Raw genomic sequence first — 2,100 nt, forward strand, 5'->3', positions numbered from 1 at the left:
ATTAAAGCGTGCCCGTAAAATATGGGAAGTGTTTTCGCAGTCTTGAATCATCGATACATTCGTCACCTGCATTTGGTCAGCATGGAGGCGATAACGATTGCCTATCTGCCGATAACTAGACTGCCAATGACTATAGTAGAGCGGCATTTCCGGGAATGAAGGTAGCCTCCCCGTGATTTCTGTTGCAGCCCGCTCGTGTTCTTCACCAATTTGAAGGGTGACAGCAAACCCCTGCTCAAAACTACCCTCTCCGAATTTCATCACCACTAACTTACCCATGACCGTCACTATCTCCCTGTGCAAAACCATCCCCTGTTCTAATGTCTCATAACAAGCTCCACAAGCATTTACAGACTTTTTTAAAATCCCCAAATGCGGGCTTGAATTTTTAATCTTTAATTTTTAATTAACCAATTACCACTTAATAAAATACCGACAAAGAGGGAAGATAGCTACATATTTCAAATTCGGAAATGTTCGGTAATGCTGGTATTATCCAAGGCTACTTTAACGCTAAATTGCTCTGTGGGTTCGCCACGAAACTGTAACTGAATATAATTGTCTGATCTTCTAGATTGAGCATCTAGAAATACTGCTCCCGAACTATCTAGTACAGTGAGATGAACTCCAGGTGGTAAGTAGATTTGATTCCCAGTAGCGTGTAATTGCAGATGAATACTGGTTTGTTGATCCTTTTCGGGGCTGATTTCTACAATCAACATGACTGGTTGGTTGAGAATTTGGATACCCAAATCAATCAGTTTTGCCCGTTTAGTAATAGATTCTGGTCGGTTGAGGGCATTTAGTTCCAAAGTTTCAGTACTGCGAAAGGCATAATTTGGTCTGAGTTCCGGCACGTTCCATAGGGATTCAATCGTCTGCCAGCCAGTATCAAATATCCCAGCAAACCACTGACTCAAATTCACTAACGAGGTGAGTGGGGATTGGCGCAGTTGCCACAGGTGGTCAATAAATGCTTCCAATGGTTGCAGTTGACTTAAAGGCAGTGTTTCAGTTGCCACACTAGGGATAAAACCAAGCAGCTTCGCTTCTTCAAGCGATTCATCAAATTGAACTACTAAATAACCCACCCGTTCTTCCCAAGTTTCTGGAGGAATGGAACATATCCGTTGATGCAGATGGACAGGGCGACACTCTAGACGACCAATTGAGGGAATCTCTAAATCAGCTACATTTCCACAAAGGCGCATGATGGGGTTCCAGCTGTCACTAGCTTGAAGATTAGTAGGAATATCCATCATTTGCAAGTAGTCATTCACCACCCATACAGCCAGAGTATTCAGCCGGACTTGCTCTGCTTTTTCAGAATTGGGCTGCTGGTTAGCGAATTGCTGGGCAGTAATACGAGCCGTTTGGGTAATGGGTAATATTAAAGCGAAATCGTCTAGCCGATAGGTGGAGTTATTCATAATTCAATCCCTAGTCATCAATGCTGCTATGTAGATATCACCTGCATTCACTAAATTTATGCCATAAAACAGAGAATGATTATTAGAAAATTGGCATTAGGGATTGGGGATTGGGGATTGGGGATTGGGGGATTGGGTATTAGGTAAAAATATCCCATAAAATTGAGGGATTGTATATTGAAATGATATGGGAGATAGAGGTTTTGAGTCTTTAGACTTCTATCAAGATAGCCTCAAGCTGCTAAAAGCGGCTTATCGACTAGCGGATAGGTTGCCAAATTTTGAGCGTTACAATCTGAGCGATCAATTACGAAGATCGGCTTGTAGTGTTTTGCTGAACATAGCTGAGGGCTACGGACGTTATCATTATTTAGATAGATTGCGTTTTATGTACATTGCTCGTGGCTCATTAACTGAGACTAAAAGCGCCTTCGTTATTGCTGAAAGCTTGGGGTACTGCAATACAGAACAATTACACTGGGTTAGTCAGCTTAAAGACCAGATTGAAAAAGGTCTTAATGGTTACTGTCGTTTCATTCGTTCCCAGCAACAAGGTAAAGAAGAGTACGGTACTCGATTTGGTGATTGGTGATTGGATATTGGGAGATTTGAGGTTCTTAACTAGATGAAGCAATTCCTAGTCCCCAGTCCCAGTCCCCAGTCCCCAATC

2 protein-coding genes and 1 pseudogene are annotated in these 2,100 nt (G+C 42.4%); 1 reads left to right on the forward strand and 2 read right to left on the reverse strand.

Going from position 1 to position 2,100, the window contains the following annotated elements:
- A pseudogene (locus A4S05_RS27260) lies at positions 1-279 on the reverse strand (sensor protein Chase2); the annotation flags it as partial.
- 182 nt (positions 280-461) lie between these two features.
- Complete coding sequence (locus A4S05_RS27265; protein WP_069072919.1) at positions 462-1,430, reverse strand: DUF1822 family protein; 969 nt, start codon at positions 1,428-1,430, stop codon at positions 462-464.
- Positions 1,431-1,617: 187 nt separating this feature from the next.
- Between A4S05_RS27265 and A4S05_RS27270 the strand changes: the two genes are divergently transcribed.
- Positions 1,618-2,022, forward strand: a complete 405-nt coding sequence (locus A4S05_RS27270) for a four helix bundle protein (RefSeq protein WP_069072920.1) — start codon at positions 1,618-1,620, stop codon at positions 2,020-2,022.
- Positions 2,023-2,100 lie beyond the last annotated feature (78 nt).

Source organism: Nostoc sp. KVJ20 (genome assembly GCF_001712795.1).
GTDB lineage: Bacteria > Cyanobacteriota > Cyanobacteriia > Cyanobacteriales > Nostocaceae > Nostoc.

Bases quoted from the DNA above. Each gene is read 5' to 3' on its own strand.
- A4S05_RS27265 (WP_069072919.1), bottom strand. From the start codon at position 1,430: ATGAATAACTCCACCTATCGGCTAGACGATTTCGCTTTAATATTACCC.
- A4S05_RS27270 (WP_069072920.1), top strand. From the start codon at position 1,618: ATGGGAGATAGAGGTTTTGAGTCTTTAGACTTCTATCAAGATAGCCTC.